General features: G+C 27.5%; 28 protein-coding genes and 2 tRNA genes. 25 read left to right on the top strand and 5 right to left on the bottom strand.

All coding sequences use genetic code 11. The annotated features are described in order from the left end of the window. Window positions 1-61: 61 nt before the first annotated feature. Window positions 62-2149: a hypothetical protein gene (locus APAC_RS09380; RefSeq protein ID WP_130233851.1), complete on the top strand. Its 2088-nt coding sequence runs from the start codon at window positions 62-64 to the stop codon at window positions 2147-2149. Here the strand turns inward: APAC_RS09380 and APAC_RS09375 are convergent. Together APAC_RS09375 and tlyA are read right to left on the bottom strand one after the other, a co-directional pair. After that, complete coding sequence (locus APAC_RS09375; protein ID WP_130233850.1) at window positions 2137-2982, bottom strand: bifunctional riboflavin kinase/FAD synthetase; 846 nt, start codon at window positions 2980-2982, stop codon at window positions 2137-2139. The genes APAC_RS09380 and APAC_RS09375 overlap by 13 nt on opposite strands. Further along, complete coding sequence (tlyA, locus tag APAC_RS09370; protein WP_130233849.1) at window positions 2951-3658, bottom strand: 23S rRNA (cytidine-2'-O)-methyltransferase TlyA; 708 nt, start codon at window positions 3656-3658, stop codon at window positions 2951-2953. Before tlyA ends, APAC_RS09375 begins: the two co-directional genes overlap by 32 nt. Window positions 3659-3672: 14 nt before the next feature. Between tlyA and APAC_RS09365 the strand changes: the two genes are divergently transcribed. From APAC_RS09365 to APAC_RS09300, 14 genes are all read left to right on the top strand, one after another. Beyond that, window positions 3673-4245, top strand: a complete 573-nt coding sequence (locus APAC_RS09365) for a YigZ family protein (RefSeq protein ID WP_130233848.1) — start codon at window positions 3673-3675, stop codon at window positions 4243-4245. Between the two features lie 164 nt (window positions 4246-4409). Continuing rightward, window positions 4410-4784, top strand: coding sequence for a type II secretion system major pseudopilin GspG (gene gspG / locus APAC_RS09360; RefSeq protein WP_130233847.1), 375 nt, complete (start codon window positions 4410-4412; stop codon window positions 4782-4784). Between the two features lie 2 nt (window positions 4785-4786). After that, window positions 4787-5329, top strand: coding sequence for a hypothetical protein (locus APAC_RS09355; RefSeq protein ID WP_130233846.1), 543 nt, complete (start codon window positions 4787-4789; stop codon window positions 5327-5329). Continuing rightward, window positions 5319-6533, top strand: a complete 1215-nt coding sequence (locus APAC_RS09350) for a type II secretion system F family protein (RefSeq protein WP_130233845.1) — start codon at window positions 5319-5321, stop codon at window positions 6531-6533. The genes APAC_RS09355 and APAC_RS09350 overlap by 11 nt, the downstream gene beginning before the upstream one ends. 1 nt (window position 6534) lies before the next feature. Beyond that, window positions 6535-7167 carry a hypothetical protein gene (locus APAC_RS09345; RefSeq protein WP_130233844.1) on the top strand — a complete coding sequence of 211 codons (633 nt, stop codon included), beginning with the start codon at window positions 6535-6537 and terminating at the stop codon, window positions 7165-7167. Then, on the top strand, window positions 7148-8062 hold the full coding sequence (locus tag APAC_RS09340) for a hypothetical protein (protein WP_130233843.1): 915 nt from the start codon (window positions 7148-7150) through the stop codon (window positions 8060-8062). The genes APAC_RS09345 and APAC_RS09340 overlap by 20 nt, the downstream gene beginning before the upstream one ends. Then, on the top strand, window positions 8059-8454 hold the full coding sequence (locus APAC_RS09335; RefSeq protein WP_130233842.1) for a hypothetical protein: 396 nt from the start codon (window positions 8059-8061) through the stop codon (window positions 8452-8454). The genes APAC_RS09340 and APAC_RS09335 overlap by 4 nt, the downstream gene beginning before the upstream one ends. Next, the gene (locus APAC_RS09330; RefSeq protein ID WP_130233841.1) at window positions 8454-8981 is read left to right on the top strand and encodes a hypothetical protein; all 528 of its coding nucleotides are present in this window, start codon (window positions 8454-8456) and stop codon (window positions 8979-8981) included. Before APAC_RS09335 ends, APAC_RS09330 begins: the two co-directional genes overlap by 1 nt. After that, window positions 8965-9786, top strand: coding sequence for a PDZ domain-containing protein (locus APAC_RS09325; protein WP_130233840.1), 822 nt, complete (start codon window positions 8965-8967; stop codon window positions 9784-9786). Before APAC_RS09330 ends, APAC_RS09325 begins: the two co-directional genes overlap by 17 nt. Then, on the top strand, window positions 9773-11722 hold the full coding sequence (locus APAC_RS09320) for a secretin N-terminal domain-containing protein (protein ID WP_170170150.1): 1950 nt from the start codon (window positions 9773-9775) through the stop codon (window positions 11720-11722). Before APAC_RS09325 ends, APAC_RS09320 begins: the two co-directional genes overlap by 14 nt. 1 nt (window position 11723) lies before the next feature. Then, window positions 11724-13226 carry a GspE/PulE family protein gene (locus APAC_RS09315; RefSeq protein ID WP_130233839.1) on the top strand — a complete coding sequence of 501 codons (1503 nt, stop codon included), beginning with the start codon at window positions 11724-11726 and terminating at the stop codon, window positions 13224-13226. Further along, window positions 13226-13624, top strand: a complete 399-nt coding sequence (locus APAC_RS09310) for a type IV pilus modification PilV family protein (protein WP_130233838.1) — start codon at window positions 13226-13228, stop codon at window positions 13622-13624. Before APAC_RS09315 ends, APAC_RS09310 begins: the two co-directional genes overlap by 1 nt. Beyond that, window positions 13624-14136, top strand: coding sequence for a PulJ/GspJ family protein (locus APAC_RS09305; RefSeq protein ID WP_170170149.1), 513 nt, complete (start codon window positions 13624-13626; stop codon window positions 14134-14136). Before APAC_RS09310 ends, APAC_RS09305 begins: the two co-directional genes overlap by 1 nt. Next, entirely contained in the window at window positions 14133-14705 is a 573-nt protein-coding gene (locus tag APAC_RS09300; protein ID WP_130233836.1) for an SH3 domain-containing protein, read from the top strand. The genes APAC_RS09305 and APAC_RS09300 overlap by 4 nt, the downstream gene beginning before the upstream one ends. Here the strand turns inward: APAC_RS09300 and APAC_RS09295 are convergent. From APAC_RS09295 to murA, 3 genes are all read right to left on the bottom strand, one after another. Then, a complete protein-coding gene (locus tag APAC_RS09295) occupies window positions 14702-15319 on the bottom strand; it encodes an HNH endonuclease (protein WP_130233835.1) in 618 nt (205 codons plus the stop codon). The two genes, APAC_RS09300 and APAC_RS09295, sit on opposite strands and share 4 nt — an antisense overlap. Before the next feature lie 8 nt (window positions 15320-15327). After that, entirely contained in the window at window positions 15328-16422 is a 1095-nt protein-coding gene (locus APAC_RS09290; protein WP_130233834.1) for a DUF5644 domain-containing protein, read from the bottom strand. A 101-nt stretch (window positions 16423-16523) separates the two neighbouring features. Further along, a complete protein-coding gene (gene murA / locus APAC_RS09285; RefSeq protein WP_130233833.1) occupies window positions 16524-17789 on the bottom strand; it encodes a UDP-N-acetylglucosamine 1-carboxyvinyltransferase in 1266 nt (421 codons plus the stop codon). Between the two features lie 123 nt (window positions 17790-17912). Here murA and APAC_RS09280 point away from each other — a divergent pair, with 123 nt between their 5' ends. The 10 genes from APAC_RS09280 to APAC_RS09235 all read left to right on the top strand — a co-directional run bounded on the left by APAC_RS09280 (window position 17913) and on the right by APAC_RS09235 (window position 25336). Further along, window positions 17913-18797: a DMT family transporter gene (locus tag APAC_RS09280; protein WP_130233832.1), complete on the top strand. Its 885-nt coding sequence runs from the start codon at window positions 17913-17915 to the stop codon at window positions 18795-18797. A gap of 2 nt (window positions 18798-18799) precedes the next feature. Beyond that, window positions 18800-20548, top strand: a complete 1749-nt coding sequence (locus tag APAC_RS09275; protein ID WP_228255909.1) for an FMN-binding glutamate synthase family protein — start codon at window positions 18800-18802, stop codon at window positions 20546-20548. Next, on the top strand, window positions 20535-20912 hold the full coding sequence (locus APAC_RS09270) for a DUF6394 family protein (RefSeq protein ID WP_130233831.1): 378 nt from the start codon (window positions 20535-20537) through the stop codon (window positions 20910-20912). Before APAC_RS09275 ends, APAC_RS09270 begins: the two co-directional genes overlap by 14 nt. A 26-nt stretch (window positions 20913-20938) precedes the next feature. Next, on the top strand, window positions 20939-22624 hold the full coding sequence (locus tag APAC_RS09265) for a potassium channel family protein (protein WP_228255908.1): 1686 nt from the start codon (window positions 20939-20941) through the stop codon (window positions 22622-22624). Next, window positions 22621-23421 (top strand): 3-deoxy-8-phosphooctulonate synthase, encoded by an 801-nt coding sequence (kdsA, locus tag APAC_RS09260; RefSeq protein ID WP_130233829.1) that lies wholly within the window; start codon window positions 22621-22623, stop codon window positions 23419-23421. Before APAC_RS09265 ends, kdsA begins: the two co-directional genes overlap by 4 nt. Window positions 23422-23467: 46 nt before the next feature. Next, window positions 23468-23938, top strand: a complete 471-nt coding sequence (ribH, locus tag APAC_RS09255; protein WP_130233828.1) for a 6,7-dimethyl-8-ribityllumazine synthase — start codon at window positions 23468-23470, stop codon at window positions 23936-23938. Next, window positions 23938-24333 carry a transcription antitermination factor NusB gene (gene nusB, locus APAC_RS09250; protein WP_130233827.1) on the top strand — a complete coding sequence of 132 codons (396 nt, stop codon included), beginning with the start codon at window positions 23938-23940 and terminating at the stop codon, window positions 24331-24333. Before ribH ends, nusB begins: the two co-directional genes overlap by 1 nt. 3 nt (window positions 24334-24336) lie before the next feature. After that, window positions 24337-25035: an orotidine-5'-phosphate decarboxylase gene (pyrF, locus tag APAC_RS09245; protein ID WP_130233826.1), complete on the top strand. Its 699-nt coding sequence runs from the start codon at window positions 24337-24339 to the stop codon at window positions 25033-25035. 129 nt (window positions 25036-25164) lie between these two features. After that, a tRNA-Ser gene (locus tag APAC_RS09240) sits at window positions 25165-25254 on the top strand. 5 nt (window positions 25255-25259) lie between these two features. Continuing rightward, window positions 25260-25336 (top strand) — tRNA-Ile (locus APAC_RS09235). Window positions 25337-25454: the final 118 nt, after the last annotated feature.

The raw sequence follows: 25454 nt of genomic DNA, 5'->3' as shown, positions 1-25454 counted from the left end.
TTAGAATTTTAAAATGTAAATGAATTGTGACATCTATTCATTTAAAATTTAAGGAGCAAAAATGAAAAAAATTAATAGTTTAGTGTTATCAACATTAGCTGCTGCTGTTCTAGTTGGTTGTGGTGGAGGAAGTTCTTCTTCAACAAGTTCAACAAGTGTACCCGTTACAAAAGGACCATTAATTAAGGCAACTGCAGTTGACCAAAATGGAAAACAAGGAACACAAGATATGAATACGGATGGAACTTATTCTAACTCATATTCATTTTCTGGAGAAATTGCATTTCCTATTGAAGTTACAGGTGGATATGTTGATGTAAATAATAATGGTATTATTGATGCTGGAGATTATCCTTTTAGTGGAAAATTATCTTCATATTCTAAAGTTGTTACACCAATTACTACTTATTTAGGTGATACTACAACTACAGAAGGTAAAGCAAAATTAGAGAAATTAAAAGAATTAACTGGTGCAAGCGATGATGATTTACTAATTACTGACCCAGCTGATACAAATGCAAATATATTATCATTAAATGCTGCAATTTTTACTAACTATCCTGCTTTAATGGATGATGATGATACAAATGATGACATTGAAGATGACATTGAAGATGAATCTAGTTCATTATCAACTAAGTTTAATTCATTAAAAGATAATTTACCTGAAACAGAAGATTTAGATGAAATTTTGACTTATATAGAACAAGATCTTGTTACAGAGACTGGTGTAACTATTTTAAGTGAATTTGAAGCAGATAAAATCAATTTTTCTAAAGATGAGTTAGAAGGAAAGAAATTAACTATTGAGAATGAAACATATTATTTTACAGAAGATAATATTGTTTTAGGTGATAGTGGAGAAGGTTATACAAGAACTTTATCTTATGGAACATTTGAAAATGGTCAAGTTAAGCTAAATAGTGAATCCGAAGGATTCTATGATTTATTAGCATTAACTGAAACGGGATATTCAATTACATATTATGAATCAAATGTTAGTAATGGCACAAAATATATTAATGTAGAACTTGTAGATTATACAGAAACTGAATTAGCTGCTGCATTAGCTGATGTACCTTTTGAATTAACTGAAGATATGATTTCAGGTAAAACTATTTCTATTAGTGACGAATATGGTTCAGTAGAAGTTAGTTTTGCTAGTAGTGGAGATTATAGTGAAGTATTTGATGATACTATTAGTGGTGGAACTTTAGGAACTTGTTCTGGAACATGGTCTTTAAATTCAAATGTTATTAGCGTAACTTCAGAATGTTCAGATGAGTTAGGTGTAGAACAAACATTTACATTAACATTTAATGAACAACCTGCAGTTGGTTCATCATTTGATTACAATGATGGTGAAGAAAGTGGTACTGAAACTATTGATGCTATTTCTGATATTGTTGAGACTTCAAATGAATCATCTTCATCAGGAACATTATCTTCAGTAGTATCAGGAAAATCACTTATTGCTTATGATACTTATGGATATGTACAAGCTAACTTTTATGCAGATGGAACATATGTAGAAGTAGGTCCTAATGAGGATGATAATGGAAATATGACTGGAACTACATATACTTGTACAGGTAAATGGTTAGACTTTGGAAATAATAAAATTGGTACAACTTGTGATGGTACTTCAACTCCAGTAGGTTCTGCAGGTGGAACTTCTGATGAAGTAGTAATTACGTTTCCTTCTTCAACGATTACAAATGGTTCAACTGCAACTATTCAAGATAGTACAGAAACATTCCAAGTTACTATTGGGCATATTGCAGATTTATCAAATACTGGTAGTATAACTTCTTTTGTTTCAGGCAAATTTGTTGACATCTCAGATGCTTGGGGTGAAGCTAAAGCTATATTTATGTCAGGTGGTTCATATAGAGAATATGGAAGTGATGTAGATGGTGGTAGCTGGTCTTGTTCTGGACAATGGAGAGATTTTGGTAATAACAAAATCGCTGTAACTTGTGAAGATGCTGGAAGTACAAATGTACCAGATGGTATATTTGATGATAATGAAATGTTTATTTTCTTTAGTGATAATACACCAACTGTTGGTGAAAAAGTATGGATTTTAGATACTGATGAATTATTTGAAGTTAATATCGATACTGATTTACAAGATTATCTTCCATAAATAAAAAACTTCTTAGCAGATTCTATATCTTTTAGAATCTGCTTTTTTAACTCCTCAAAGCTATCAAATTTTTGATTATCTCGTATTCTTTTTAGAAATTTTATTTGTGTAGTATAATCTCTTTCAACAACATTTTCATCAATTATATGTGTTTCAACAGCATAACTACCATCTGTAGTAACTCTATGACCTAAGAAAGTTACTGAATCATATTCGATTTCATTTAAAATAGTTTTTGTGATATAAACTCCCTCTTTTGGAAGCAAAAATTCATTTACTCTTAAATTAATTGTTGGAACAAAACTTTTAGAACCTAATCCTTGACCTTTGATTCTTCCTCCATAGATTTTATACTCTTTTCCTAAAAGTGTGTTTGCTAGTTCTATATTTCCTTCAGCTAAATAGTATCTAATATATCTAGAGTGAACAGCAATCCCACCTATTTTATACTCTTCAATTACTTCAACATCACCATGAAATAGTTCTTTTAAATTTTGTGTATCGTATTTTCTATCTTTTCCAAAACAAAAGTCAAATCCAACTACTATTTTTTGTAAGTTTGGAAACTCTTCATTTATAAGTCTTATAAATTCATCCCCTTCAAGATGTTTGATGTTATCAAGTACATAGTAATAAATAGGATATTTACTATACTCTTGTCTATATCTTTTTGGAGTTAGGTTTGCATAACCTGATTCAATAGAAACAATTGCTCCATGTTCATCAAGTCTTTCAAAAAGTTTTTGGTGGGCCGCATGCATTCCATCAAATCCTCCAATTGCAATTGAAGTAATAGTTTGTTTATTTACTAAAATAGAAGAGCTGTTCTTCATTTCCATCTTTTCCTTGAAGCTTACTAAAGCTTGAGTAATTTAATTTCCAGTTTAATTCAATAGTTTTATCTAAAAATTTTTGTCTTGCTAAATCAATAGCTTTTTTATCTTTTACTACACCTTTTTTATCTCTTTTTACATTTGTACCAACTTCAAATTGTGGCTTAAAAAGTATGATAATATCTTTTGAAGATAATCTATTAATATCTTCAATAATATACAAAATAGAGATAAATGATACATCACAAGTAACTATATCAAAAGTTTCATCACTTTTAAAATCTCTTACATCTGTGTTTTCAAAAAAAGAGATTCTTTTATCTTCTTTGATTCTTTCGTGTAGTTGATTAGAGCCAACATCAACACAAGTAACTTTTTTAACATCTTTTTCAAGTAATATTTGTGTAAATCCACCAGTACTACTACCAATATCAAGTGCATTTTGATTTGATAGGTCAAGCTTTATTTCATCTAAAAAATATTTTAGTTTATAAGCAGCTCTTGAAACATAAAAGTCCTCTTCTAAAATCTCAATTTTATGATGCTCTTCAACATTAAATGATGGTTTTGTTATAATCACGCCATCACATTTAATTTTGTTTGATTTTATTAGTTCAGAAGCTTTGTTTCTACTTTGAATATCAAATGTAGTAGTTAAATATAAATCTAATCTCATAGGTGGAATTATAGTTGAAATTTGTTCAAAAAGAGTTTAGCCATACTTTCGAAGAAAAAAAGTCTAAGTTTATAGCACATTTAATGCCTTATGAAATGTTTGATGAAGTAATGACTAGACTTAAAAACGAACACCCAAAAGGTAGGCACTTTGTTTATGCCTATAGATATTTAAATGAGTTTGACCAAATAGTTGAAAATAGTAGTGATGATGGAGAGCCAAAAGGAACAAGTGGAAAACCAAGTCTTGCCGTTTTAGCAGGTGCTGATATTATAAATACTGGTGTAATCATAGTTCGATATTTTGGTGGAATAAAACTAGGAACTGGTGGATTAGTGAGAGCTTATGGAGATAGTGTAAATGAAGTTATCAAAATAAGTGAATTTTATGAATATAAAAAACTAATTTCTAAGACTATAAATTGTGAATATAATGAATTATCTCAAATCGAATATACTTTAAATCAAGAAAAAATTATTATAAAATCAAAAGATTTTTCACAAAATGTTAATGTGAATATTCAATTATCAAATGAAGAGTTTGAAAAACTTACTCAAATATTACCTAGAAGTGTTAAAATATTTTAATAGAAAATCAATTTAAAGAATAAATGAGTCATTTCTGAGACATTCTTTTAGTAAAATAGTTGCAGTTTGTATATAGAACGTTTTACATGTAATAATATTGTAACTTTTCATGTTTTTTTAGTAAGCTTTCTATATAATGTATATAAAAATAAAGAGGAAGAAATTTGAAAAAAGCATTTTCTTTAATGGAATTAATGGTTGTAATCATAATTTTAGGATTACTTGCAATGTTTGTTTTACCAAACTTAACAGGTAAAAGTGATGAAGCAAAAGATAAACTAGTTTGTGTACAAATGAAAAGTGTGGCTCAAACATTAAAGATGTTTAAACTTGATACATCTTCATACCCTACAACTGAAGAGGGATTAAATATTTTAATTGAGAAAAAATATTTTGAAGATGGTAATACTCCTAAAGATTCTTGGGGAAGTGAATTTATTTATCTATCAACAGAAGATGGTTTTGATTTAGTATCTTATGGTGCTGATAAAAAAGAAAATACAGAAGATGATATTTATTATTCAAAGTGTAATCAATAAGAATGAAATCTATTAGAGAGAAGGGGTCTTTTACTCTAATAGAACTTATTATAGTTGTATTGATTATCTTTACAACTTATTTTTTAATGTTCTCAAACTCTTCTTTTGATATGTCAAAGCAAAAAGAAAAAATAGGTTTAGAAAATCTAAAAAGTTTTTTACTAAATAACTATGAATTTCAAAAAGAGTTATCTTTTGTATGTATTGAAGATGATTTTACTTGCTTTGTAAAAATTGATGATATCATAAATGAAGGTATGAAAATAGAAAATTTTTTTAGTGAAATGCCTGAGGTTTATGAATACAATAAAAATGAAATAAGAGTAGAGTTTGATGAAGTTAAAATAAATGATATAAATCATGATGTAGTTTTTGAATTCAAAATCAATAATGACTATAAAACAAATGAGTTTATTCTAGACACTCAAAATTTTGGGGTTTATGTTTTTAATTCAATATACAATAAGCCTAAAAAATATGATGATTTACAAATGGCTTTGGAAAAATTTTATTTAGATGAAGTAGAGGTTAGAGATGCTTTTTAAGTATAGTGGTTTTGATAGTAATGGTAAAAAAGTAAAATCAAAAGTAGAAGCAGCAAACCTAGAAGAAGCTAAAGCAAAATTAAAAGCAAAGGGTATTTTATACACTTCACTTTTTGAAGATAGTCTGAATTTCTCAAAAATTTCTTTTAAAAGAAAAAAGAGTTTAAATCTCTCTTCTTTATCTTATATTAGTAGGGATTTAAGTATTTATTTAAACTCAGGAATTTCTTTGATTTCTGCTATAAATCTTTTAAAACAAAGATATAAAAATGATAAGAAATTAGGCTCTTTTTTTGAGTCTATTGAAACTTATTTAGATGAAGGTAAAACTTTCTATCAGGCTTTAGATGCGCAAGATGCTATTAAGCTTCCTGAGTTTTATAAACAATCAATAAAAATTAGTGAAAATGGTGGTTTACTAGAGTCTGTTTTGATGGAACTTGCAGCTTTTTTAAAAGAGCAAGATGCTATTAGAAAACAAGTTTCATCTTCTCTTATTTATCCATTATTTATCCTTTTTGTGTCATTTTTTATGGTTGGGTTTATGTTAAGTGTTGTTGTTCCAAAGATTACTGGTATCTTTGATAAGATTAATCAAGATTTACCCACAAGTACAAAAATTGTAATTGCTCTTGGGGATTTCTTCTCTGCAAACTATGGTTTAATTATTCTTGGGTTGATATCTTTTATTGGTTTATTTATCTTTTTATTAAAAAAATCAGATGCATTTAAATATGCCTTTGATAAATTTTGTCTAAAAATCCCATTTTTCTCAACAATGATAGAACAAGGTGAATTAGCTAGATTTTCTTACATGAACTCAATTTTAATTAAATCAGGTGTTCCAATAGTTCAAGCTATTAATTTAAGTGCAAATATTTTAAAGAATTCTGTTATAAAAAAAGTTTTTGTAGATGCAAGTTCAAGTGTTGTTGAAGGTAAAAAACTTTCAAGTTTATTAGTTGCAAATAAAACTTATAAAATTGATGATGCATTTATTCATTCTATTGCTATTGGTGAAGATACAAGTAAATTATCGCAGATTTTAAATAATCTTGCAAATTTATATAATGAAGCAAATAAAGATAAAACCAATGTTTTTTTATCTTTACTTGAACCAGTTTTTATGCTTTTTGTAGGTGTTACTATTGGATTTATTGTAATTTCAATGTTATTACCAATTTTTTCTATGAATTTAGGCTAGTATGAAAAAATCGATAGTTTTATTAATATCTTTACTATTTATTACAGCAATTTCAGCACTTATTTTAAAAAATCTTGAAGATACTGATATTTATGTTCAAGAACAAAATAGTAAAGTTAATAAAACTCAATCAATGATGTTAATCAAAAATGTTCAAAATGAGATTAGTTCATTATTAGCAAAAAATAAAGAAAATGTAGAATCTATTATTGAAGCGCAACAAGATAGTTATTATCCATTAAATATAAAAAATATTGATATATTATTTAGATTAGGAGTATATGACAAAGTAAATCTAAATGATTTAAATAATAGTGATAAAGGGATAAAGCAATCTACAATAGATAGATTAAATGACTTAGAGGTTTTTAATATTGATAATTTAGCTTATCTTTTAAGAGCCAATAAAATAGAGTCTAATAAGCAATTAGATAATATATTAACTAGTTTTATTAAAGATACTTATGATGATAAAATTTTAGAAGTTAAAGAGTTTTTAGGTTTTTTAAGTAATAAAGAGGGTCAACTTTATGAATTATTTATAAAACTTGATTACTTAAAAGATATCACAAACGCATATTATATTTTAGATAAAGAAGGACAGGTAAAGTATTTTGAGCTTAGTTTCAAATAAAAGTAAAAAAGTCTTCTTGTGTAAAGATACTATTATTGATACACAAGATAAAGTAGATATTATTATTTCTCCAGAGCTTTATTGGGTTAGGATTTTTGATATACCTGTCAAATCTATAACTCAAGCAAGGCATGTATTACCAACACTTTTTGAAGATATCTTAGAAAATGTTAGAGAATTATCTTATCAAGTGCAAAAGTTGCCAGATGATAAATTTTTATGTTTTGCTTATGAAAATAAGAAAGTATTTGATGCAATCAAAAATAGTGGAGTAAATCTATCTTTAGTAAATTCTGTATATTTTGCCCAAAATGAATGTAAAGAAATCCCTCAATTTAAGTGTGAAAATAAAGCTTTTTCTTATACAAAAGATGGAGTTTTAGTAAAAATCCCTAGTGCACTTTTAAGTGAAGATAAAGATATTAATGAAGAGATTCAAAATATAACTCTCTCATCAAATAGAGTTGATATAAAGCTTTACAATAATCTTTTAAATAGCAAACAAATATATATGATAATAGCTGCAAGTTTAATTTTTGCTTTTATTAATATTTTTAAAATTTCTGATTATAACACTGAGATATCTAAAATTGAAGATAAAATAGAGACCTTAAAAACATCAAATAAGATGCCTAGTAGTATGCTTCAATTAAACTCTATTGTTAATACTTATAAAAAAGATGCAAAGCTAGAGATAAAAAAGAGAGAATTAATTGATTATATCTTTAAAAATAAAGAGTTTAATCTTTTAAATTTATCATTAGAAAAAAATGTTTTAGAAGTGAATTTAATAGATTCAAATAAAGCAAAAGTAGATGACTATATCTCTAAAAAGTACAAAGTGCTCTCTTCAAAAACTAAAGGCTTAAATTTAACAGTAAGGATTGAATTATGAAAAGATTAAATCCTTTATATCTTATATTTTTAGCTTTAACTACTGTTTTTGTATCTTTTTATGTATTAAATAATACAAAAAAAGAGTATATAGAAAAAGTATCTGAATTTAATACTTTTGAGCAAAAAGCAAAAGATTATAAATCTTTAAAGCAACAATGGAGCGATAAAAAATATGCAAATAATACAATAAATGCAATCATTAAAAATAGAGCATTTTCAAAAGAAAAGATTTTATTTGTCGAAACAGGTGATGTTTTAAAAGTAAAAATAGAATCAAATGATCCTAAGATTTTAGATAATTTTTTAAATAAAATATTAAATAAACCTTTAGTTTTAAAGAAACTTGATATTAAAAAAGATTCAATAAATCTTGAAGTGAGTGTGAAATAATGAAGTTTTTATTAAAATTTATAGTTTATATTTTAGCTTTTTTTATTTTCTTATTTGTTTTTTTACCAAAAGAAAATATATATTTTAAGGGTGAAGAACTTTTAGAAAAGCAAGGTGTTGTAATATCTGATGAACTTTTGCAAGAGAATCTTTATGCCTTAAAAATTAGTGGTGCAGATGTTTATTTTAAAGGTGTTTATTTTGCAAATATAAATAAATTAGATATTAGTAGTTTTATATTTTTTACAAAAATAGAGTTAAATTCTCTTAGATTTGCTCCTGCTATATCAAAAATGGCTCCAACTCCAATCTCAAATATCTCAGTTACACATTCAATACTAGACCCCTTAAAAGCTAAAATAGAAGGTTTTAGTGAATATGGAAATATAAATGGATATATAGATTTTATAGAGAAAAAAATATTTATAAACTTTGATGCAAACTCAAAAATGAAAAGTAATTATTCAAATGTTTTAAGAATGATGAAACAAAAAGATGGAAGGTATACTTATGAGTACAACTATTAATCTTATAATTAAAAAGTTTTTACCTTTTGTTTTTCTTGCTTTACTTGCATATTTTATAAATGCAGTTTTATTTGTATTTTTGCCAAAAAGTGGAGTAGAACTTAGTAAAAAAGATGATATTGGAATAGAGTTTAGAAAATTTAGTGGCTTTTACTCTTCTAAAGCACAAGTAGTTCAAGAGAAGAAAGAAGAGACTAAAAAAGAAGAAGTTACATCATTAACAAAATATAAACTAAAAGCTATTTATTCTAAAGAGGATAATAGTGGATGGGCAAGTGTTGAAAGTAGTAATGGAACAAAAAGTTATATTCTTTCTCAATGGGAAGAATTAGATGGATATATTTTAACAAAACTATATAGAAGTCATGTGATTTTTGAAAAAGCAGCAGTTGAGTATAAACTTGAATTAGAAAAAACAAAAGAGAATATCTCCTATGAAATGTCAACTAATAAAAACAGTATTAAAGAAAATATTGTAGTAAAAAATGATGTTGTAAAAGTAAGTCGAAACTATTTAAATACTTATGTAAATGATGTAGAAAAAGTTTGGAGAGATGTTGCTATAAAAGAGATAAAAAAAGATAATAAAATTGATGGTTTTAAAGTTTTTAGAGTAGCTCGTGGTTCTGCTTTTGATAAATTAGGTTTAAGAAGAGGTGATGTTATAAAATCGATTAACAATACAGTTTTAACATCTTATGCTGATGCTTTTAAAGTATATAATGAAATAAATAAAACACAATATTTAAATATTGAAATCTTAAGAAACAATGAAATTATGGAGTTGAATTATGAAATTGATTAGTAGTCTATTTTTAGTATTTATACTAAGTTTTAATCTTTATGGAAAAGAAGAAAAAATTAATATAAATTTTAAAGATTTAAAAATTATGGATTTAGTGAAGATAACTTCAAAAATCATTGATAAAAATATCTTAGTTACAGAAAATATCAATGGAAATGTAGATTTCATATCAAATAAACCTTTAGATAAAAGTGAGTTAATAAAAATACTTTCTTTTGTATTAGAAGATAAAGGATTTTCTCTAGTTGCTAGTAATGATATTTTAAGAATCGTAAAATTAAATGAAAGTGCAAAAAGTAATGTCCCTGTTATAACTGGATATAACAATGACACAGCACTATCAATGGTAACTACTGTTTTCCCAGTATATAATGCAGATGTAGATTACATAGCTTCAAAAATAAGACACTTAATTTCAAAAAATGGAAAGCTTGTAACAAATAAAGAATCAAACTCTTTAGTAATGACAGATTTTAGTGATAATATTGAAACAGTTAGAAAAGTAGTTTCTATTATGACTTATGGTGGTAAAAAAGATTCACTAATAGTAAATTTAGAAAATATTATTGCAAGTGATGCTAAAAAGAATTTAGATGAAATTTCAAAATCAAAATTTAATCAAAAAATTGAGACAGAAAAAGTTGCAATTATAAGTAATAAAGATAATAACTCTTTAGTATTAATTGGTAAGAAACAAAATATAGATTATCTAGCAAAATACATAAGAAATATTGACACACAAGGCTCGCTAATAAAAAGAGAAGTTGAAGTGATGCCTCTTAAAAATGTAGAAGCAACTAATGTAATTAAAATCATTGATGCAATAATTGGTAAAAAAGTTTATGTTGACCCAAATGATAAACCACTTGCTTCAATAGATGAAGAATCAAACTCTATTGTAGTTATGGGACCATCTGATGAATTAGATTATGTAAAAGCTTTAATCAATGAGCTAGATAAAGAAAAAGCACAGGTTTATGTGCAAGCTAGAATTATTGAAGTTAATGATGAACTAGTTGACAGAATAGGAGTCTCTTATGGAATTTTTGGTGGAAAAGTAGGAAATAATGGACTTGCAGCTTTTTCCTCAAGTTTAAATGGAGGTTCAAACTCTATAAATGATGTTATAGATTCTTTAAACTTAACTATTCCAAATATAACCTCAGGGCTTGCATTAGGGGCTTCTTTAAATCTTCTAAAACAAAATGGAGCATTAGATATTGTATCAGAACCTTCAATTTTAGCAATAAATAATAAAGAGAGTTCAATTTATGTTGGTGAAACAATATCTATTAAAACTTCGTCCTCTTTTTCTGATAGTGGAGATGAAAATGCAAATTATAAAAGAGAAGATGTTGGTTTAACATTAAAAGTGAAACCAAGAATTTCAAATGATACAAAAGTTACCTTAGAAATAAGTACGATATTAGAAGGAGTTAAGACAACTAATACTGGTGGAAACCCAGATACATCTAAAAAAGAGATTAAAACAACTGCTATTTTAAATAATGGTGAGAGTGTAATTATTGGTGGATTAATAGAAAATAAAACAGAAAGTACTAATCAGAAAGTTCCATTATTAGGTGATATTCCATTATTTGGAGAGTTATTTAAAAATAAAGTTAATAATACTAAAAAGAACAATTTAGTAGTAATTGTAACTCCATATATGATTCCAAAAACAAAAGATATTACTTTTGTAAGAAATGAATTAGCTGAGTTAAAAAACTTAGAGGATAAATATTTAGCTGATTCATTAATTAGGTTAAAAAAAGAGGCTATTAGAAAAAAACTTCAAGAAAAACAAAGAGATGAAGAACTTGTAGAATTAGAAAAAAAGTTAGCTAAATTAGAAAATAAAAATACATCTACAACAACAATAGATGATAGCCAAACTGAACATGAAAAAAGAGTTAAAGAGTTTTTAGGATACTAGTATGAATATAGATGAAATACATAACTCAAACCTTTTACCATATGATGAAATAGATTATTCAAATGCTTTAAAAAATTATGTTTTATATACTCAAATTGATGATGAAGTTGTTATTGCATTATCTCAAGAGTATATGAGTATTTCCTTAGATTATTTAGGAAAGCAAGAGTATGAAGAGAGAATTGTATTCTTAGATGAAATCTCTTTTGAAAAGCTTTATAATAAGTTTTTAGAAATAAAAACAGACAAAGAGATGAGTGCAATTGCTCAAGAGCAAGAAGAAGCCAAAATAGAGGATGAAGATTTTTCTGTTAGTGAGTTTCTAAAAGTTGGAAGTGATATTTTAACTTCTGAAGAATCTGCACCTATTATCAAGTTTGTAAACTCACTTTTTTATCAAGCAATAAAAAAACAATCTTCTGATATTCATATTGAGATGCATGAGTTTAAAGCTGAGGTAAGATATAGAGTTGATGGTGTTTTAGTAAAGCATATTGAGTTAGATAAAAATATTATGTCTTTAGTGATTTCGAGAATAAAAGTTATCTCAAATCTTGATATTAGTGAAAAAAGAGTACCTCAAGATGGTAGAACACAAATTAAAATTGCAGGAAAGACTTTAGATATTAGGGTTTCTATATTGCCAACTTTCTATGGTGAAAGAGTTGTAATGAGAATCTTAATGCAAAGTGAAGATATCAAAAGTGTAAATGAGCTTGGATTTCCTTCATATATAACTGATGAATTAGAAAAAGTTTTAAGAAACTCTTATGGCATGGTTTTAGTAACAGGACCTACTGGAAGTGGTAAATCTACAACTTTACACTCACTTTTACATCAAGTTGTAAGTGTTGAAAAAAATATTATCACTGTTGAAGACCCAGTTGAGTATAAATCAAATGATTTTTCACAAATTCAAGTTAATGACAAAGTAGGGCTTACTTTTGCAAGTGGACTTAGGTCTATTTTAAGACAAGACCCTGATATCATTATGGTTGGAGAAATTAGAGATAGTGAGACGGCTTCTATTGCTGTACAGTCTGCACTTACAGGACACTTACTTTTTTCAACTTTACATACAAATAGAGCACCAGCAGCTATTACAAGACTTATTGATATGGGAGTTGAAAAGTTTTTAATCTCTTCATCTCTATTAGCAGTACTTGCTCAAAGGTTAGTGAGAAAACTATGTGATGAGTGTAAATGTGAAGATGAATCACTTGCTTCACATAAAGTTTTTGGACTTGATGCAAATAAAACTATTTACCAACCAGTTGGATGTAAATCTTGTAACTTTACAGGTTATAGTGGAAGGGTTGCTATAGGTGAATTATTTATTATTGATGAAGAGGTACAAGAGTACTTAAAAAATGATGTAGATGATAGTACTTTGATGAAACTTGCACTTAAAAATGGAATGATTAGTTTAGATAAGCAATTAAAGCTAATGTTAGAACATGGTGAAACATCAGTTGCTGAAGCTATTAGAATAGGAATTAAATAGTGAAAAAAGCTTTTTCAATGATGGAAGTAATTATAGCTATCTCAATACTTAGTTTTGTGATGGTTACTCTTTTACAAATTAAAAGTGAAAATATTTTTTTAGTTACAAAAAGTGAAGAAGCTTCAAAAAATAGTGAGTACATTTTAGCATCTATGAATTTGGATTTTCCAAATGATAGAAATGAAAATCTTTTTCTAGATAGAGTTTTTAGTTTTGAAAATGATGATTTAAGAAAAGAGTTTAAAGATAAAAAAATAAAAATCAAAGATGAAGAGTTAGAGACTACATCTATTGATAATGAATATATGAAGTTAAATATTATTACTTTTAGCACTACTTATAGTTTAGATGATACAAATAGTAGTAAAAAAATCTATAGTTTTAAAATTGAGTTATGATGAAAAAGGCTTTTACTCTTCTTGAAGTTACTATATCTATAACTTTATTTATGATATTAGTATTATTTTTATATAAAGCATTAGATCAAACAAAACATACAAATGATATTTTTGAAAAGAAAAAAGAAGTAGTAAAAGAAGCAAATAGTATAAATAAAATTCTTTTAGAAGATATTGCTGAGATAAAATCACCAATAAAAATTGTATTTGATGATGATAAAAATTCAATTGTAAGATTTAAATCAAATAATACATATCATAATGGTTTTTTAAATAATATCACTTATTTAATAAGTTCAAACTCTAAGTTAGTTAGGATTGAGAGCAGTGATGAGTTTAAAATGCAAAACTCTTTATTAGATTTTTATGAAAATGCATATATTGATATATTATTAGAAGATATAGAGTTTTTTGAAGTGAAAGATACAAAAAATGAAGTTTTATTTATAATAAAACAAAAAAACAAAGAAAGAGAATTATATAAAGCATTTAAGTTAGGAGTACAACAGTGAAGTTTATAGTATCATTTATATTTTCAATTACATTACTATTTTCTCAAGAAAATAATGTAGTTAAAACATCAGAATTAGAACTTTTTTTATTTAAGATTGGCTTTGAATCATTGTTAAAAGATGTAGAAGTTACAAAAGATAAATCTACTTTAAATGAAATAGAACTAAGTAAACTAAATGAAAAAGTTGAGCTTATTATGAATGAAATCTACAAAGATAAAAGGGTTTTAAATAATAGTTTAAAGGAATCAGCAACTAATACTAATAACTCTTTAGAAATAGAGTTTTTAAAACAAGAAATAGATAATCTAAAAAAAGAGATAAGCGGATTAAAAACTCAAAAAAAACAAATAGTACAAGTTAAAGAAGTTAATGTAGCTGCAGTAGAAAAAGTAGTAGTAAATAATCCAGAAGTTTTTTTAAGAAGTAAAGCTCATCCTCAATCTGAGATAGTAGGAAAAGTTTATAAAAATGATGAGCTTAATATAGAGTTTTGTGATAGATTTGGTTGGTGTAAAATAAAAGATAAAGAGGCTTTTATTGCTAAATTTACTTTAAAAGGTATTTAGTTATCATCAACAGCAACCATAAGTTTATCATAAATTTCTGTTGATGAAATATCTATTTTAGACTCTTTCTTTTTTAATATTAAATTACAGTCACCACACAGTATAATTATGTTTTCAAAGTTATAACCACCACCATTTTCAATCTCTTTTGCAAATTGAGAGTAGGCATTTTTTAAAAGTATTTTATTTCCACATCTGTCACATCTACCATTATCTCTTAACCAAGCCATCTCTTTTCTTTGTTTCCAGTCACTTGGAAGTTTTAAATCACTTTTTGACTTTTCATCATATCCAACCCAAAGCTTTTCTTTTGATACAGAAGCTTGTGTAGTTTTTTTGTAATCATAATCTACAAATTGAGTTATTATATCTTCTACTATTAAAGTTTCTCTAACTCTTCTATCTTTCTCATCTTCTGTTTTATCAATTATAGAAAAATTAAATTTGATTTTTGGATGATGAGTTGAAAGATAGTTTCTTAAGTCTTTTAAAAAAAGGTTTATATTTCCATTTGAGTTTCTAAATTTAAGTATTTTTTTTCTATAGATATAAAGTGGAATTAGACAAGCAATTATAAGTGATGCATAAATAACAAACTCTATATCTAAAATCATTTTAAGCCTTAAATTATTTCTGGGTTAACTTGATGTTTATCAAGTGTTCTTTTAGCAATATTATGCTCACCACTTACTAGCTTTTGTAACTCATTTTTATGAATTACTGGAATTAAAACATCTCTTCCACATAATTTTTCTAAAGATTTTCTATTGTAGTCAAATATATAAAAATCATCATCATTATCAACTACAATGAAATCAGCATTATTATCAAATGCATCTAATAAAATTGTACAAGCTGTTTTGAAAGTAATTTTTTTATTTTTATTAAATGTTCTTTTTGCAAGATCTAATTTAGTTGTGTCTAAATTTAATATTTTTGCATCTAATTTACTTAGTAAAGTTTGAGTATCTTCACATTTATTATAGTCATAATAAACAATATTAAAATCTTTGAAATCATGTTTTACTTCGTAATCTTTATTAAATGTCCCAAAATCAATTTTAAGTGTATTATCAACCCTAAAGTTTTGATTTTCACTAGAATCAATGTATCCTAAATCTTCTTGCATCTTTTCAATTTTTTCTTCAATAGAATAATCAAAATTAAATATTCTATTTTTTAAACTAGTATGATATTGTGCACCAACTTCTGCACTATGAAGTTGTTTTAAAACTAGTTCTTTAATATCTGGTCTTTTCTCTATTATGTCACTAGCTAGAATTAAAATTGCATCCCCAATATATTCATCTTCATAATTAAGTGTATTTGATGCATAGTAGTACTGTTTTAATCTATTGTAGTACAACTTATCATCTTCATCAATAAAATCTTTTAGAAGCTCTATTTTCTCTTTAAAATCTTTTTCATCAATTAATAAATCATGACATGCTCTTCTAATAGATATAGGCTCAATTGTAATATCTCTTCCAAAGTTTTTAGTTAATTGCTCAATTGTAATAGAAGCTTTTGCATAAACGCCATTTATTACTAAATCAAAATCTCCATCATTAATATAATCAAATCTATTTTCATTATTGATGTTGTTTAATATATCTAATAAGTTGTTTTCATTTGTAATTTTTATAAAGTGCTTTGTGTAATATGGTAAATAGTCTGAATTCTTATCGAATTTAAATAAAGAAATTTCTAGTTTCATAAATAGTCTCACCCTTTGTTGTTATTGGTAAGATTTTATTTAATTTAGCCTTAAAAAAATGATAAGCTTCTATGTTTTTAGCTTATCATTTCAAATGTGTCCTATTCTGTAAACCTTTTTACATCTGCACCTATTAAAGATAGTTTACCCTCTAGGTTTTCATATCCTCTATCTAAGTGATATATCCTATGAATATTTGTTTCACCTTTAGCAACAAGTGCAGCTAAAACAAGTGCTGAAGAGGCTCTTAAATCAGTAGCCATCACATCAGTTCCATTTAGTGTTCCACTTTTTCCATTAATTGTTGCAATATTTCCATTTAAGTGAATATCAGCCCCTAGTCTTAATAATTCACTAACGTGCATAAATCTATTTTCAAATAGTCTTTCATCAATTGTACTAGTACCATTTGCTTGAGTTGCAAGTGCCATAAATTGAGCTTGCATATCTGTTGGGAAACCTGGGTATTCAGTAGTTATAATGTTTACAGGTTTTATTTCATCTGTTGGCATAATAGTTACACTTGTTTCATCTTGAAGTACTTCAAAGTTCATCTCTTCAAGCTTTGAAATAACTGCTTCAAGATGTAATGGAATAACTTTATCAATTTTTAGTTTTTTATTCATAATAGCTGCTGCACACATATATGTCCCAGCTTCAATTCTATCTGGAATTACACTAAACTCTTTAATGTCAAGTAATTGTTTATTTGTTCCTTCTATAATAATTTTTGAAGTACCAATTCCTTCTATTTTAACTCCAGCATCTCTAATAACTTCACATAATTGAACAATTTCAGGCTCTTTTGCTGCGTTAATAATAGTTGTCGTACCTTCAGCTAAAGCTGCTGCCATAACTGTATTTTCAGTTCCACCAACAGTAACTTTATCAAATACTACTTTTGCACCTTTTAATCCATTTGGAGCAGTTGCTTTTATATATCCATGTTCAATCTCAATTATCGCACCCATTTGTTCTAAAGCTTTTAGGTGTAAATCAACAGGTCTTTGACCTATTGCACAACCACCTGGAAGTGAAACTTCACAGTGTCCAAATCTAGCTAAAATGGGCCCTAATACCAAAATAGAAGCTCTCATTGTTTTTACTATATCATATGTTGCAGTTGTACTATTCATAGAAGAAGTATCAATTTTTACACAACGTTCTTCTTTCGAATATGTTCCACCAAGTTTATCAATAAGTTTTAAAAAAGTATTAATATCAACTACATTTGGTAAGTTTTTTATAGTAATTTCACCTTTAGCTAAAATTGTACATGCAATCAACGGTAAAGCTGCATTTTTAGCCCCTGAAATTTCAACACTTCCAGAGATTTCATTTTGACCAACAATCTTTAAATATTCCATTTTTCCCCTAACTACCTATATAAATGGCAAATATTCTATCTAAAATTAGCTTTAAATTTTTAAATTAATAATCTTTCTTTAACCCTATAGACAATACAATTCGCCTTTATAGATAGGAAAGTTATGGAAAATCAAGTAAATTTAGGTATTAAATATATGATATTTGCTTCATTGTTGTTTGCTTTTATGGGAGCTGCAGCAAAAGAGCTTAGTGATTCAATGAGTTCTGTTGAAGTTGTTTTTTTTAGAAATTGTTTTGGTGTTATAATAATATTATTTTCTATTTACAAATCACCTCTAAAACAACAAGGTGGAAAGTTTTGGTTACTTATTTTTAGGGGAACTGCTGGGTTTGTAGCACTACTTTTTTTCTTTTACAATATTTCTGTTATTCCTTTAGGTGAAGCTATGACTTTTTCTAAAACTTCAACGATTTTCACAGCAATTTTTGCATATATATTTTTAAAAGAAAAACTTGGAGTCAAAGGTTGGCTTGGAGTTTTTATTGGATTTATAGGAATTTTATTTATTACAAAATTTGATGGAAGTAATTTAGATAAAACAGATTGGCTTGGTGTTTTATGTGGAGTCGGTGCAGCACTTGCTTATACAGCAGTTAGGGAGCTTAGAAAATATTATGATACTAGAGCTATAGTACTATCTTTTATGACAATTGGAACTATAGGTCCACTAATTTTATTAATTATTGGTGAGTTTTATACAAATCCTAATTTAGATTTTATGATTGCTAAGTTTGTAATGCCCCAAGGTAGTGATTGGTTATTTATTATTTTATTGGGGAGTTTTGCAACACTTGCACAAATTTATATGACTAAGGCTTTTGCAAGTGCAAAAGCAGGAATTATAGGTACCATTTCATACTCTAATATTGCATTTTCAATTATTCTTGGAATAATATTAGGTGATGCCTTCCCTGATATGTTTATTATTTTTGGTATACTACTTATAGTTCTTAGTGGAGTGTTAGTTTCTAGTAAAAAGGAGTAGAGGTGGAGTTTTTAGAAAATATTACTTTTTGGGAAGAGTTTTGGCTTATTTTTTTCATAATAATTTTTGCTTGGTATGTTCATGATAAATATGTACAAAGAAAACATCAGTTATTAGTAAACTACCCAATAATAGGTAGATTAAGATATCTTTTAGAGGAATTAAGAGAACCTTTTAGACAGTATTTTGGAGATGAAAAGTTTTATGAATCAAAAGATAAACTTGATTGGGTTCAAAAAGCTTGTAGAGATAAACCTAATTATGCATCTTTTTCTCCATCTCAACCCTTACCAAAACCTAAATTTATGATAAGACATGCAAATATTGTTTTAAATGAAGATGAAGTTGATGATGATTTTACTGTTACATTTGGAGAAAACAGAGAAAAACCTTATAGAGCTAATTCAATATTGGCAAGAAGTGCTATGAGTGATGGTTCTATCTCTCCTGAGGGAACAAGAGCTTTTGTTAAAGGCTCATACATGGGTAATTTCCCTATAAACTCAGGAGAAGGTGGAGTAACTTCAAACTTTTTTGTTACCCATGAAAAATATGATCCTAAATACATGACATTAGTTGAAGGTACGGCTTTTCAAAAAAAGATTAAAGATATAGTTAAATATTTTTTTAATGGTGCAGTTGCAGCTGATGTGTATAGAAAACTTGTATTTGGTAAAGATGAAGAAGCTGAAACATATATATTAGATATGTCAAAAAAAATCTTTTATAGACCAAATTGGAATTTACCCTTATCAGCTTTTCCTGTCCAAGTACCAGCAGATATGCCTGATATAATTTTTCAAATAAGTTCAGGACTTTATGGAGCAAGAGACTTAGATGGAAAATTTGATCCTCAAAGATATCAAAAGGTTATGAGATTTTGTAGAATGACTGAGATTAAAATCGCACAAGGTGCAAAACAAACAGGTGGTAAACTAGCAGCCCATAAAGTAACTCCCGCAATTGCATATTATAGAAATGTTAAGGCTTATGAAAATGTTTTCTCTCCCAATAGATTTCCATATGCTAATAGTATTGAGGAGTTATTTGATTTTGTTGGAAATTTACAAAAACTTTCAAGTAAACCAGTTGGAATTAAAATTGTTATTTCAGATATTGGAAACATTGAACCTTATGCTAAAGAGATTAAAAAAAGAGTAGATGAAGGAAATGACTCATATCCTGATTTTATATCAATAGATGCAGGAAGTGGAGGAAGTGCAACTGCTCCTATTGAAATGATGGAAAGAGTAGGGTTAAATATTAGAGACTCTATTTATTTAGTAGATAAGATTTTAACTCAATATGGCGTTAGAGATAAAATAAAATTAGTAGCAAGTGGGAAAATTTTAACTCCAGATGATATAATTATAATTATGTCTTTAGGAGCAGATTTTATTCAAATCGCCAGAGGCTTTATGATGAGTGCTGGATGTATTAGAGCAAGATACTGCTCTGGAACAGAAGGTAAAGAGTGTCCTGTTGGACTTGCAACTCAAGATAAATCAAAAAGAAGAAAATATTTTGTATTTAAACAAGCTCAAAAAGTAGCCAATTATCATAAAAACCTTCTAAAAAGTGTAAAAGGTATGCTTGCTATTATGGGACTTAAAAATATCAATCAATTAAATAAACACAGATTGATGTTTTTAGACAAGGATTCAAGAGTACATGATAATATAGATGATGTATTTAAAAGAAGACTTGATATTGGAAAAGATATGGAGGATGAATATCATGAATCTAGATAAGGTGATTTCAGGTTTTTTTATCATACTTGCTATGACATTAAATTTTGGTTTTTTTTATGGAGATATGCACTCTCCAGAAGCACATAGTAAATATGAACTTTTTGCAGCTATTATTATAAATATAATTGCTACTACATTAAAATTAGGTGATAAAACACAACTAGGTTCAGTTTTATTAGCAACTTCACTAGTTGCAGATATACAACTTATTGCAGCTGCTATTGTATGGGCGATTGCTGCTTATGCATATAGTGTAAATGCAGAAGTAATGGGTGTTGTAGTTTCACTTTCAGGTGGAGCATTACTAGCAAATTTAACATCAGTTGCTCTTTATGTTGGAGATACTTTAAAGTCTAAAAGGTAGACTTTAAGGTAAATATAGGTTGAATCTTGAATAGTTCATTATTTATAATATTACAAAAAATGCGTACGCCTTTTTTAGTAATTATTATAACTTACACTATTGCTATAACTGGACTTATTATTATTGATGGGGTTGATAGTAATGGAAACCCTTATTCTATGAGTATATTTGATGCTTTTTATTTTATAACATATACAGCTACTACTATAGGTTTTGGTGAAACTCCTTATGAATTTACTTATGCCCAAAGAATTTGGGTAACATTTTCTATATATTTAACCGTTTTAGGATGGTTTTATGGTATTGGATCACTTGTTAGTTTACTACAAGACAAACTATTTATTCAAGAGTTAGAAAAAGCAAAGTTTTTAAGACAAATAAAAAGATTAAATGAAAGATTTATTGTAATCTTAGGTTATAACGATATTACAAAAAAGATTATCAAAAAAGCATTAGAACAAGGTGTTAGAACAGTTGTTGTTGAAAGAGACAAAACAAAAATTAATGATTTAATCTTAGAAAACTTCACCCCAACAGTTCCTGTTTTATATAGTGAAGTTTCATCTTTAAAAGTATTAGAAGCAGCGGGGGTAAAAAAAAGAAACTGTAAAGCAATTGTCTCTTTATTTGAAGATGATGCATTAAATTTAAAAATTACACTAATTGCAAAGTCTTTAAACAAATACATAAAAGTAGCTGTAAAATCTACTACTTCAAATCATACAGAAAATTTAAAAGATTTAGATGCAGAAATAGTTGTAAATCCATTTTCTATTATTTCTTCAGAAATCAATATGGCTTTAGTTGCACCAAATTTATTTAAACTTGAAAAATGGTTATACAAAATTGATAATTTAACTGCAAATTTGCCATCTTTCCCAAAAGGTACATATATTATTTGTGGTTATGGAAGAATGGGAAGAAAAATTTTTGAGAAGTTAACAGCAAATAATATTGAAGCTAAATTAATAGAAATAAATGCAGATAAAGAGATAAGATTAAGTAAAAATGAAATGTCTCAAATCATTTTTGGAAATGCCGATGATAAAGAGTTATTAGTTGAAGTTGGCGTTGAAAATGCAAGTGCAATAATTGCAGCAACTAATGATGATACAACAAATTTATCTATTTTAGCAACTGCAAAAAAATTAAATCCTAATATTGTGACAATAGTTAGAGAAAATGAACTTGAAGATGACTTTATATTTAAGCAAGCAAATATAAGTCATATATTTACTCCTTCAAAAATATTAGTTAATAAAATTACTAATGCTCTAATAAATCCTTTATCAGATAAGTTTTTAAGATTGATGATAAAAGAAGATGATGCTTGGGCGGCAAAATTAGTGGCGCGATTAATACAAGAAATTGATGAAAATCCAATTTTAATTGAGTTTAGAATAGCTCAAAAGTTTGCTCCAGAAATATATAAATATTTAAGTGAAGGAAATGCTTTAGGTTTAGATATTTTAGGAACATCATTGCATAATCATGAAAAAAGAAATAATGTAGTACCACTGTTACTTCAAAGAGAAGATGATATAATACTACTACCGCAATGGGAGAATAATTTAAAAATAGGTGATAAAATACTTTTAGCATGTGATAATCATGCAAAAAATGATATAGAATATATTTGTCAAAATTCATATGAATTTCACTATGCACTGCATGGTGAAGAAAAATTAACAATTTTTAAAGGAAAAAAATGAAGATATTAACAGGACCTTGTGTTTTAGAAGATAGAGATACGGTAATGAGAATTGCTGAAAAACTAAAACCATTAAGCGAAGATAAAAGAGTAGAATTTTATTTTAAAGCAAGTTTTGATAAAGCAAATAGAACTAGCTTAGACTCTTTTAGAGGACCTGGATTAGATGAAGGATTAAAACTTTTTCAAGAGATAAAAGAGCAGTTTGGTTATAAATTAGTAACTGATATTCATGAATCTCATCAAGCTGCACCTGCTGGTGAGGTTTTAGATGTATTACAAATCCCAGCTTTTTTATGTAGACAAACAGACCTTTTAGTGGCTGCTGCTAAAACAAACTGTAAAGTAAATATTAAAAAAGGTCAATTTTTAGCAAGTGGGTCTATGAAACATCCGGTTGATAAAGTATTAAAAACAAGAGGATGTGATGAGGTATCTTATGAAAACTCAGATAAACATGGTGTATGGCTTTGTGAAAGAGGAAATACATTTGGATATGGGGCACTTGTAGTAGATATGAAAAACTTAATTGCTATGAGAGAGTATGCACCAGTAATTTTTGACGCAACTCACTCAGCACAAGTTCCAAGTACTGGTGGAACAACGGGTGGTAATAGTGCAGTAGTTCCTAGCCTTGCAAAAGCAGCAGCTGCAGTTGGTGTTGATGGATTCTTCTTTGAAACGCATACAGACCCAAGTGTTGCTTTAAGTGATGGACCTAATATGGTTCAAGTTGATGAACTATATAAAGTTATTGATGATATCTTTGCTATTCAAGAAGTTTTAGGCTTTAATTAAGTTTTAGATATAATGCCCAAATATTAAGAAAATTCGGAGAAATTTTATGAAAATTATTGAAGGAAAAATGAGATTAAATGGTAACGAGAAAGTTGCTATTATAAATGGAAGATTTAATCACATTATTACAGATAGATTAGTTGAAGGTGCAAAAGATGCATTTATTAGACATGGTGGAAATGAAGATAACTTAGATTTGTTATTAGTTCCAGGTGCATTTGAAATTCCTTTTGCTTTGGAAAAAGCATTAGAATCTGGTAAATATGATGCAGTATGTTGTGTGGGTGCAGTTATTAGAGGAGCTACTCCTCACTTTGATTACATTAGTGCTGAAGCTACAAAAGGTATTGCAACAGTTGCTTTAAAATATGGAAAGCCTGTATCAAATGGAGTTCTAACTACTGATACAATTGAGCAAGCAATTGAAAGAGCTGGTTCAAAAGTTGGAAACAAAGGTGCTGAAGCAATGCTTACAATTGTTGAAATGTTAGACTTATATTCTGAGATGGCTAAATAATGGCAACTAGAACACAAGCTAGAGAGTCTGTAATTGGTCTTTTATATGCATATGGTTTAGGTAATGAAGGCATTACTAAGTTTGTTGATGAGATTTTAGAAGATAAAAAAATCAGAAATAAGCAAAAAGATTTTGCACTTAGTTTATTTAATGGAACAGTAGAAAATTTAGAAAAAATTGATGAAGAGATTTCATCTCATTTAAATCAAGGTGATTTAAATGATATCGGAAGTGTAGAAAAATCAATTTTAAGATTAGCTGTATATGAAATTGTTTTTGCAGATTTACCAAAAGCAGTTGTAATAAATGAAGCTATTGAATTGTCTAAAAGACTTGCAAGTGATGGAGCTCCTAAATTTGTAAATGGTCTTCTTGATAAAGTAACTAAGGCTTAATTCATGGCAAATGATATGAAACTTTGTGTATCACTTGATTTACCAACAGCAAAAGAAAATCTTGCTTTAGTAGAGCAAATTAAAGATTTTGATGTTTGGTTAAAAGTTGGATTTAGAAGTTATATTAGAGATGGGAAAGCTTTTTTAGAAGATTTAAAAGCGATTAATCCTAATTTTAAAATTTTTTTAGATTTAAAACTTTATGATATTCCAAATACAATGGCTGATGCAGCTGAAGAAATAGCTAATTTTGGTTTAGTAGATATGTTTAATGTTCATGCAAGTGCTGGTGTTAAAGCTATGAGTACAGTTATGGATAGAATAAAAGATATTCCTAATAAACCTTTAGTATTAGCCGTTACTGCACTTACATCATTTGATAATGACTCATTTAAAGCAGTTTACAACGAAGATATAGCTTCAAAAGCAACACAGTTTGCAATAGATACACACACATCAGGAATTGATGGAGTTGTTTGTTCTGCATTTGAAAGTAAAGATATTAAAACTAATACTTCAAAAGAGTTCATAACACTTTGTCCTGGTATTAGACCTTTTGGTGAAGATGCTGGTGATCAACAAAGAGTTGCTGATATTCCTTTTGCAAAAGAGAATTTAGTAGATTTTATTGTTGTTGGTAGACCTATTTATAAAGCTTCTAATCCAAAAGAAGTAGTTGAAAAAATACTTCAAAAAATCTAAATATATCATAACCTTTTAGAAATCTATTATTTTATTTAAAATTAATAGATTTTAAGGGTGTTTTAAGTGACTAATTATTATAATTTCCGTCCTGATTTCATGAAGTGAAATCAAAAACAAAATACACATGGACAAGTGGGTGAGTGGCTGAAACCACACCCCTGCTAAGGGTGCGTCTCTTTACGGGGACCGAGAGTTCGAATCTCTCCTTGTCCGCCACGTGTGGGTCATTAGCTCAGCTGGTTAGAGCACTCGGCTCATAACCGAGTGGTCGAAGGTTCGAGTCCTTCATGACCCACCACTTATACTTCTTTAGAAGTATATCTACATAAACAAAGTCCTATAAAATGGACTGTTTATATTCCTCTTAAGTCCACACAAGTATATCAAAATTTATGGTAAGCAAAAGATTTTAACAG

The organism is Malaciobacter pacificus, assembly GCF_004214795.1.
Lineage (GTDB): Bacteria > Campylobacterota > Campylobacteria > Campylobacterales > Arcobacteraceae > Malaciobacter_A > Malaciobacter_A pacificus.
This window is presented reverse-complemented; position numbering and strand designations above follow the sequence as displayed.

What these genes read in the sequence shown, in the direction of transcription:
- APAC_RS09380 (WP_130233851.1), top strand. Translation starts at nt 62, where the DNA reads ATGAAAAAAATTAATAGTTTAGTGTTATCAACATTAGCTGCTGCTGTT.
- APAC_RS09375 (WP_130233850.1), bottom strand. Translation starts at nt 2,982, where the DNA reads ATGAAGAACAGCTCTTCTATTTTAGTAAATAAACAAACTATTACTTCA.
- tlyA (WP_130233849.1), bottom strand. Translation starts at nt 3,658, where the DNA reads ATGAGATTAGATTTATATTTAACTACTACATTTGATATTCAAAGTAGA.
- APAC_RS09355 (WP_130233846.1), top strand. Translation starts at nt 4,787, where the DNA reads ATGAAATCTATTAGAGAGAAGGGGTCTTTTACTCTAATAGAACTTATT.
- APAC_RS09350 (WP_130233845.1), top strand. Translation starts at nt 5,319, where the DNA reads ATGCTTTTTAAGTATAGTGGTTTTGATAGTAATGGTAAAAAAGTAAAA.
- APAC_RS09345 (WP_130233844.1), top strand. Translation starts at nt 6,535, where the DNA reads ATGAAAAAATCGATAGTTTTATTAATATCTTTACTATTTATTACAGCA.
- APAC_RS09335 (WP_130233842.1), top strand. Translation starts at nt 8,059, where the DNA reads ATGAAAAGATTAAATCCTTTATATCTTATATTTTTAGCTTTAACTACT.
- APAC_RS09330 (WP_130233841.1), top strand. Translation starts at nt 8,454, where the DNA reads ATGAAGTTTTTATTAAAATTTATAGTTTATATTTTAGCTTTTTTTATT.
- APAC_RS09325 (WP_130233840.1), top strand. Translation starts at nt 8,965, where the DNA reads ATGAGTACAACTATTAATCTTATAATTAAAAAGTTTTTACCTTTTGTT.
- APAC_RS09320 (WP_170170150.1), top strand. Translation starts at nt 9,773, where the DNA reads ATGAAATTGATTAGTAGTCTATTTTTAGTATTTATACTAAGTTTTAAT.
- APAC_RS09315 (WP_130233839.1), top strand. Translation starts at nt 11,724, where the DNA reads ATGAATATAGATGAAATACATAACTCAAACCTTTTACCATATGATGAA.
- APAC_RS09305 (WP_170170149.1), top strand. Translation starts at nt 13,624, where the DNA reads ATGAAAAAGGCTTTTACTCTTCTTGAAGTTACTATATCTATAACTTTA.
- APAC_RS09295 (WP_130233835.1), bottom strand. Translation starts at nt 15,319, where the DNA reads ATGATTTTAGATATAGAGTTTGTTATTTATGCATCACTTATAATTGCT.
- APAC_RS09290 (WP_130233834.1), bottom strand. Translation starts at nt 16,422, where the DNA reads ATGAAACTAGAAATTTCTTTATTTAAATTCGATAAGAATTCAGACTAT.
- murA (WP_130233833.1), bottom strand. Translation starts at nt 17,789, where the DNA reads ATGGAATATTTAAAGATTGTTGGTCAAAATGAAATCTCTGGAAGTGTT.
- APAC_RS09280 (WP_130233832.1), top strand. Translation starts at nt 17,913, where the DNA reads ATGGAAAATCAAGTAAATTTAGGTATTAAATATATGATATTTGCTTCA.
- APAC_RS09270 (WP_130233831.1), top strand. Translation starts at nt 20,535, where the DNA reads ATGAATCTAGATAAGGTGATTTCAGGTTTTTTTATCATACTTGCTATG.
- kdsA (WP_130233829.1), top strand. Translation starts at nt 22,621, where the DNA reads ATGAAGATATTAACAGGACCTTGTGTTTTAGAAGATAGAGATACGGTA.
- ribH (WP_130233828.1), top strand. Translation starts at nt 23,468, where the DNA reads ATGAAAATTATTGAAGGAAAAATGAGATTAAATGGTAACGAGAAAGTT.
- nusB (WP_130233827.1), top strand. Translation starts at nt 23,938, where the DNA reads ATGGCAACTAGAACACAAGCTAGAGAGTCTGTAATTGGTCTTTTATAT.
- pyrF (WP_130233826.1), top strand. Translation starts at nt 24,337, where the DNA reads ATGGCAAATGATATGAAACTTTGTGTATCACTTGATTTACCAACAGCA.